Consider the following 906-nt stretch of genomic DNA (forward strand, 5'->3'; position numbering starts at 1 on the left):
CTCTGATCACCTCAGTTCTTTTCACCTTTCCCTCACGGTACTTGTACACTATCGGTCAGACATTAGTATTTAGGGTTGGATCGTGGTCGACCCAGCTTCAGACAAGATTTCACGTGTCTCGCCCTACTCAGGATACTGCTAAGTAAAGTAAAGATTTTATGTACGGGAGTATCACCCTCTACGCTCAAGCTTTCCAACTTGTTCTACTATCTTTGCTTAGTCTTTGTTGCAGTCCTACAACCCCACTAGTAAACTAGTGGTTTGCCCTCTTACGCTTTCGCTCGCCGCTACTAGCGTAATCTCTATTGATTTCTTTTCCTGTTGGTACTAAGATGTTTCAATTCCCAACGTTCGCTCCATATATGGTAATACATATCTCTATGTATTGGGTTGCCCCATTCGGAAATCTACGAATTAATGCCCCTTGACGGCTCCTCGTAGCTTATCGCAGTCTAGTACGTCCTTCATCGCCTTTGTCTGCCAAGGCATCCACCATTTGCTCTTATTAGCTTACCTTTGTTAATAATGTTATTAATATTTTTACAATTAATAGTATTAATTGAAATATATTTGCATGCATTATTGTTATTGTTTTTAGTATTACTAAAACGCATTACTTCCTTGCTAAAGTTTTTATGTAATTATTAATCTTAATCTTCAAGACGGAAAGCGTCTAAGCTGTGATGCTTAAAAACTTTTTCTTATATATACTTAAATATATGTAATAAGAAAGAGATTAAGTATAACTACCTTTAACAAGCTTATGAAATTGTTTTATATTACTTGCTTGTGACTCTTAACATTGATAAATAAAATAACACTAGGTTAGAAACTATATATAAACATAGAATTAAATTAAATAAAACCTAGAAAGAACATTTAGCTTAAATGCTCTGTTTAAGTTTT

General features: G+C 34.7%; 1 rRNA gene. It reads right to left on the reverse strand.

What is annotated here, in order from left to right:
* A 23S ribosomal RNA gene (locus KJQ99_RS09430) occupies positions 1-516 on the reverse strand; the annotation flags it as partial.
* Positions 517-906 lie beyond the last annotated feature (390 nt).

The organism is Campylobacter sp. 2018MI13 (genome assembly GCF_018501135.1).
Lineage (GTDB): Bacteria > Campylobacterota > Campylobacteria > Campylobacterales > Campylobacteraceae > Campylobacter_E.